The 5596-nt window shown below is 69.6% G+C and carries 6 protein-coding genes; 2 read left to right on the forward strand and 4 right to left on the reverse strand.

Annotation, left to right across the window (positions count from 1 at the left end):
* Positions 1 to 477: 477 nt before the first annotated feature.
* Positions 478 to 789, forward strand: coding sequence for a 50S ribosomal protein L28 (gene rpmB / locus FV222_RS15850; RefSeq protein WP_147754427.1), 312 nt, complete (start codon positions 478 to 480; stop codon positions 787 to 789).
* A gap of 28 nt (positions 790 to 817) precedes the next feature.
* On the forward strand, positions 818 to 1579 hold the full coding sequence (locus FV222_RS15855; RefSeq protein ID WP_147815033.1) for a TraX family protein: 762 nt from the start codon (positions 818 to 820) through the stop codon (positions 1577 to 1579).
* A 106-nt stretch (positions 1580 to 1685) separates the two neighbouring features.
* Here the strand turns inward: FV222_RS15855 and cobT are convergent, their stop codons facing one another.
* The 4 genes from cobT to FV222_RS15875 all read right to left on the reverse strand — a co-directional run.
* The gene (gene cobT / locus FV222_RS15860) at positions 1686 to 3587 is read right to left on the reverse strand and encodes a cobaltochelatase subunit CobT (RefSeq protein WP_147754425.1); all 1902 of its coding nucleotides are present in this window, start codon (positions 3585 to 3587) and stop codon (positions 1686 to 1688) included.
* Positions 3588 to 3592: 5 nt separating this feature from the next.
* Positions 3593 to 4096: a DUF29 domain-containing protein gene (locus FV222_RS15865; RefSeq protein ID WP_147762777.1), complete on the reverse strand. Its 504-nt coding sequence runs from the start codon at positions 4094 to 4096 to the stop codon at positions 3593 to 3595.
* A 19-nt stretch (positions 4097 to 4115) separates the two neighbouring features.
* Positions 4116 to 5099: a cobaltochelatase subunit CobS gene (cobS, locus tag FV222_RS15870; RefSeq protein WP_147815035.1), complete on the reverse strand. Its 984-nt coding sequence runs from the start codon at positions 5097 to 5099 to the stop codon at positions 4116 to 4118.
* A gap of 258 nt (positions 5100 to 5357) precedes the next feature.
* The coding region (locus FV222_RS15875) for a DnaJ domain-containing protein (RefSeq protein ID WP_147815037.1) at positions 5358 to 5596 on the reverse strand (239 nt) is incomplete at its 5' end.

The raw sequence follows: 5596 nt of genomic DNA on the forward strand, positions 1-5596 counted from the left end.
GCCTTGCGCTCGCGCGCCTCGGCCGGCGACAGGGCGCCGGCGCCGAGGGCGGCGGCGAGAACGAGGCGCATCAGTGGGAAGGCGCTGCGGTTGGGGCGGGCGCTCATGGTCCGAATCGCATCCTCACGAGGTCGTCCGGGCGCCGGGCCCGACGACGCGGCGCCCTGGGGCTGCCCGGGGGTTGGTTATCGAAGCGACATGGTTAACAGGCCGTTCCGCCGACGCCCAGGGTCCGGGGGCGCGCCGCGGCGCGAGGGCGCCTGCGTTCAGCCTGTCGCGCTGCGTGCGCCGGCGCCTTCATGACGACGCGATGTCGGGTTTCGCCTTGACGGTCGCGGGCTGTCTCGCCTATAGGCCGCCACTCAGACACGACTGCGCAAGGCCTGGAACGACGTTCGGGTGGGGCTGGCCAGTCGGCGCACCCAGCCCATGAGGGCGGGTCGGGATCGCCCAGGAACGAGACAGGATAGCGTTATCATGGCACGCCGCTGCGAACTCACCGGCAAGGCCGTTCAGGTCGGCCACCTCGTGAGCCATTCGAACCGCAAGACGAAGTGCCGGTTCCTGCCGAACCTCTGCAACGTCACGCTGACCTCGGACGCGCTGAACCGCCGCGTGCGCCTGCGCGTCACCGCGCATGCGCTTCGCTCGGTCGAGCACCGCGGCGGCCTCGACGCCTTCCTCGTGAAGGCTCACGAGGTCGAGCTGTCGCAGACGGCCAAGCTGCTCAAGCGCGAGATCCACAAGAAGCTCGGCGAGACCGCGGCTCCGGAAGCCGTCGCCGCCTGAAGCCCTCGCCCTCGGGCGACGCGAGATCATGAACCGCCGCATGGACCCCCATGCCGGCGGTTTTTTCGTGCCCGCCACGGCGTTCGCCGGCGCGCCGCTCGACGCGATCAAGGGCGCGGCGGCCGTGCTGATGGTCGGCGACCACGTCGACACCATTCTGCTCGACGGCCACGCCGTCGCCCTGTGGCGGCTCGGGCGGATCGCCTTCCCGCTGTTCTGCGTGGTGTCCGTGCTGCACGTCGTGCGCGGCGCCGATCCCGGCCGCTACGTGCTGGCGCTGCTCGCCCTCGCGGTGCCGACGCAGGCCATCTACGCTGCCGCCTTCCCCTTCGGCACCACCGAAGGGTCGATCCTGTTCACCCTGGCGGCGGGCATCGCGTTCGCGACCGCGCTCGACCGGGCGGGCACCGGGCTTCGTCATGCGGCCCTGGCGCTCGGCCTCGCCGTGGTGCTCCTCGCCCCCGCACTCGCCAAGACGGCGGTGGATTTCGGCCTCGCCGGCATCCTGCTGCCGGCGGCGATCCTTCTCGCGCTTCGCGAGCCGCGCGCCTACGGCGCCTGGCTCGTCGCCACAATCGTCGGTCTGAACTGGCACGGCTGGCACCCGCGGGGCGAAACTCCCTGGATCTCCGCCCTCATCGACGCCGCGACGATCCTCGTCGGCGTCCCGCTGGTGCTCTTCGTCGCCCTGCGGCTGCGAGGCCGGCCGCGCTTCCTGCCGCCCTACGCGCTCCAGGCGTTCTACCCGGGGCACCTCGCCGTGCTGGTCGCGCTGCGGGCTCTCACCTGAAGCATTTTCGAGCGAGGTGGATGCCGGCTCGCGTGAAGACAATGCGATCACACAGTCAGTAAGGGCATTCCCGTGATCCGGGGATCATGGAAAATGCTCTCAGGCGTCAGCGCCGGCGTCCGCCGAAAGCCCGCATCGGGGCGCGGCCGCCGGCATCCTCCTCGAACAGCTCGGCGAGCTTTTCGGTCATCGCGCCGCCGAGCTCCTCCGCGTCGATGATCGTCACGGCGCGGCGGTAGTAGCGGGTCACGTCGTGGCCGATGCCGATCGCCAGGAGTTCCACCGGCGAGCGCTGCTCGATCTCCTCGATCATCCAGCGCAGGTGCCGCTCGAGGTAGTTTCCGGCGTTGACCGACAGGGTCGAATCGTCGACCGGCGCGCCGTCCGAGATCACCATCATGATCTTGCGCTGCTCGGGCCGGGCCAGGATGCGCTTGTGCGCCCAGTCCAGCGCCTCGCCGTCGATGTTCTCCTTGAGCAGCCCCTCGCGCATCATCAGCCCGAGGTTTTTCCGCGCCCGGCGCCAGGGCGCGTCGGCCGACTTGTAGACGATGTGGCGCAGGTCGTTGAGGCGGCCCGGTGCGTTCGGCTTGCCGGCGGCGAGCCACGCCTCGCGCGACTGGCCGCCCTTCCAGGCGCGGGTGGTGAAGCCGAGGATCTCGACCTTCACGCCGCAGCGCTCGAGGGTGCGGGCGAGGATGTCGGCGCAGGTCGCCGCCACGGTGATCGGGCGGCCCCGCATCGAGCCCGAGTTGTCGAGCAGCAGCGTCACCACCGTATCGCGAAAATTGGTGTCCTTCTCCTGCTTGAAGGACAGCGGCTGGAACGGGTCGATGACCACCCGCACGAGGCGCGCCGGGTCGATCTGGCCCTCTTCGAGGTCGAAGTCCCAAGCACGGTTCTGCTGGGCGAGCAGCCGGCGCTGCAGGCGGTTGGCGAGCCGCCCGACGACGCCCTGGAGATGCGAGAGCTGCTTGTCGAGGTAGCTGCGCAGCCGCGCGAGCTCCTCGGCGTCGCACAGGTCCTCGGCGTGGATCACCTCGTCGAACTTCGGATTGAACACCCGATAGTCCGGCCCGCGCAGCTCGTTGGCGGCCTTCGACGGCGGGCGCCAGGATTCGGAGGCTTCTTCCGAATCGGCGTCCTCGGATTCCTCCGGAAGCTCGCCGGACGGCGCGTCGGCCGCCTCCTGCGCGCCCTCCTCGATGTCGTCGGAGGCCTCTTCCGAGGTCTCGACCTCGGCGCGGTCGCCCTGGCTCTGCTCCTCGGCGTCGCCCTCGCTCGGGGTCTGCTCGTCGTCCTGGGCCTCGTTCTCGTCGTCGTTCTCGTCGTCCTCGGGGTCGAACGGCGTCTCGTCGGCCATGTCGAGGGAGGACAGCAGCTCGCGCACGGAGCGGCCGAACCCGCGCTGGTCCTCGATCGAGCCGATCAGACCGTCGAGGTTCGGGCCGGCCTTGTCCTCGATGTGCGCGCGCCACAGCTCGACGATGCGCTTGGCCGCCTCCGGCGGCTGCTGGCCCGTCAGGCGCTCGCGCACCATCAGGGCGACGGCGTCCTCCATCGGCGCGTCGGCCCGGTCGGTGATGTTCTCGTACTTGCCGCCGCGGTGGTAGCGATCCTCCAGCATCGCGGAGATGTTCGAGGCGACGCCCGACATCCGGCGCGAGCCGATCGCCTCGACGCGGGCCTGCTCGACCGCGTCGAACACCGCACGCGCCGCGGAATTCTCCGGCGCGAGCCGGCGATGGACCGTGATGTCGTGACAGCCGAGGCGCAGCGCCATGGCGTCGGCGTTGCCGCGCAGCACCGCCACGTCGGCGACGGTGAGCTTGCGCGGCGGCTCGGGCAGGCGCGCCTTGTCGCCGGTGAGCGCCGGCCGGTCGGTGGCGTAGGTGACCTCGACCTCGGAGCGCTTGGCGATCGCGCGCAGGCACCCGGCGACCGAGCGCTTCAGGGGCTCGGCGACCGGCTCGCGGCGTTCGCCGGGCTTGCGGTTGGAGATGGACATGGATGCTACTTCTTAACGGAATCGAGGTCGAAGGGACGCTCGCGGATATCGTCCCAATCGTAGGGGCAAGTGTCCGGAAACTCGTCGGGGTCCAGATGGGTCTCGTTGGAGGCCCAATCCCGCGCATCCTGATAGGCGCCGTCCCGCGCCTCCACGATCCGCGACCTCAAGCCGGGATTCTGCTGCAGGATGCGACCGACGCGGCGGCGCTGTTCGCGGATCGAGTAGATCCAGCTCGGCGTGCGATGCTCCGGTTGCTGGTCCCATTTCAGCATGTGCATGAGGAGGACGCGCAGGCAGCTCTGGAGCTTGGAGAACTCGCTCTTCGACAACCCCTCCAGCTCCTCGGCGACGTGGTCCAGATCGAGGTCGTCGAACCGGCGGGCGCGCAGGAGGTCGGCCTGTTCGAGGAGCCAGCCGTAGAAATCATCTTCGTAACGAGGACGCGACGGAGCCGATCCGCCGGCCTTCGCGACGACGGGGGCGTCTTTCAGGGCCGGCTTACCCATCGCATCCTCTCCATCAAGCTCAGCTCAGCGCGACGTTCATCGCGCTCTCGGGCAGCTCCTTGCCGAAGGCGCGCTGGTAGAACTCGGCGACCAGCGTCCGCTCCAGCTCGTCGCACTTGTTGAGGAAGGTGACGCGGAAGGCGAAGCCGATGTCGCGGAAGATGTCGGCGTTCTCGGCCCAGGTGATCACCGTGCGCGGGCTCATCACGGTCGAGAGGTCGCCGTTCATGAACGCGTTGCGGGTCAGGTCCGCGACGCGCACCATGCGGCTGACGACGTCGCGCCCCTGGTCGCCCTTGTAGTGGGTCGCCTTGGACAGGACGATGTCGACCTCGCGTTCGTGCGGCAGGTAGTTGAGCGTGGTGACGATCGACCAGCGGTCCATCTGGCCCTGGTTGATCTGCTGCGTGCCGTGATAGAGGCCCGAGGTGTCGCCGAGGCCGACCGTGTTGGCGGTGGCGAACAGCCGGAAGGCCGGGTGCGGGCGGATGACCCGCTTCTGGTCGAGCAGCGTCAGGCGGCCGGACAGCTCCAGCACCCGCTGGATCACGAACATCACGTCGGGGCGGCCGGCGTCGTACTCGTCGAAGACCAGCGCGACGTTGTTCTGCAGCGCCCAGGGAAGGATGCCGTCCTGGAAGGCGGTGACCTGCTTGCCGTCCTGCAGCACGATCGCGTCCTTGCCGACGAGATCGATGCGCGAGACGTGGCTGTCGAGGTTGATCCGCACGCAGGGCCAGTTCAGCCGGGCGGCGACCTGCTCGATATGGGTCGACTTGCCGGTGCCGTGATAGCCGGTGACCATCACGCGGCGGTTGCGCGCGAAGCCGGCCAGGATCGCCAGCGTGGTCTCGCGGTCGAAGATGTAGTCCGCATCGAGATCGGGCACGTGCTCGCTGGTTTCCGCGAAGGCGGGCACCTGGAGGTCGATGTCGATGCCGAAGGTGTCGCGGACGGAGACCGTCCGGTCGGGGAGCATGGCGGGCTTGTCGTCAGAGAGCATACGGAACCTCGTAGGGCGGTCTTCCGACGGGCATCGGATCGAAAGCCGCGCGGAACTTGTCTCGGGCCTCGCCTCGCCGGGCGAACGCCGCCGGGATGCAGGCCCTTCCTTAACCGTCGTCGCGCCGGGGCGCCACAGACGGGCAGGCGTTCAGGGCAAGGCCCACATATAGGTCGGCGTTCGGAGAATTCCGGTCGTTCGCGCGCGAAAACCGCTCGCCGCGTCGCGACGCCCGGCTTTGCATCGATCGTGCCGGCCTCAGCAGAGGCCGGCCGCGCGCAACACGTCGTGCGCCCGGATGATGTCGCGCAGGCGCTCCTCGAAGGAGCGGTCGCCGCCGTTGGCGTCGGGATGGAAGCGCTTCACCAGGGCCTTGTACTGCGCCTTGATCGCGGCGGTGTCGGCCCCTTCCTCGAGACCCAGCACGTCCAGCGCCCGGCGCACGGTCGCCGACAGCTTCGGCCGCGCCGGCTCGGCCGGGGCCTGACGGCCGCGGG

This window comes from Methylobacterium sp. WL103 (assembly GCF_008039885.1).
Classification (GTDB): domain Bacteria; phylum Pseudomonadota; class Alphaproteobacteria; order Rhizobiales; family Beijerinckiaceae; genus Methylobacterium; species Methylobacterium cerastii.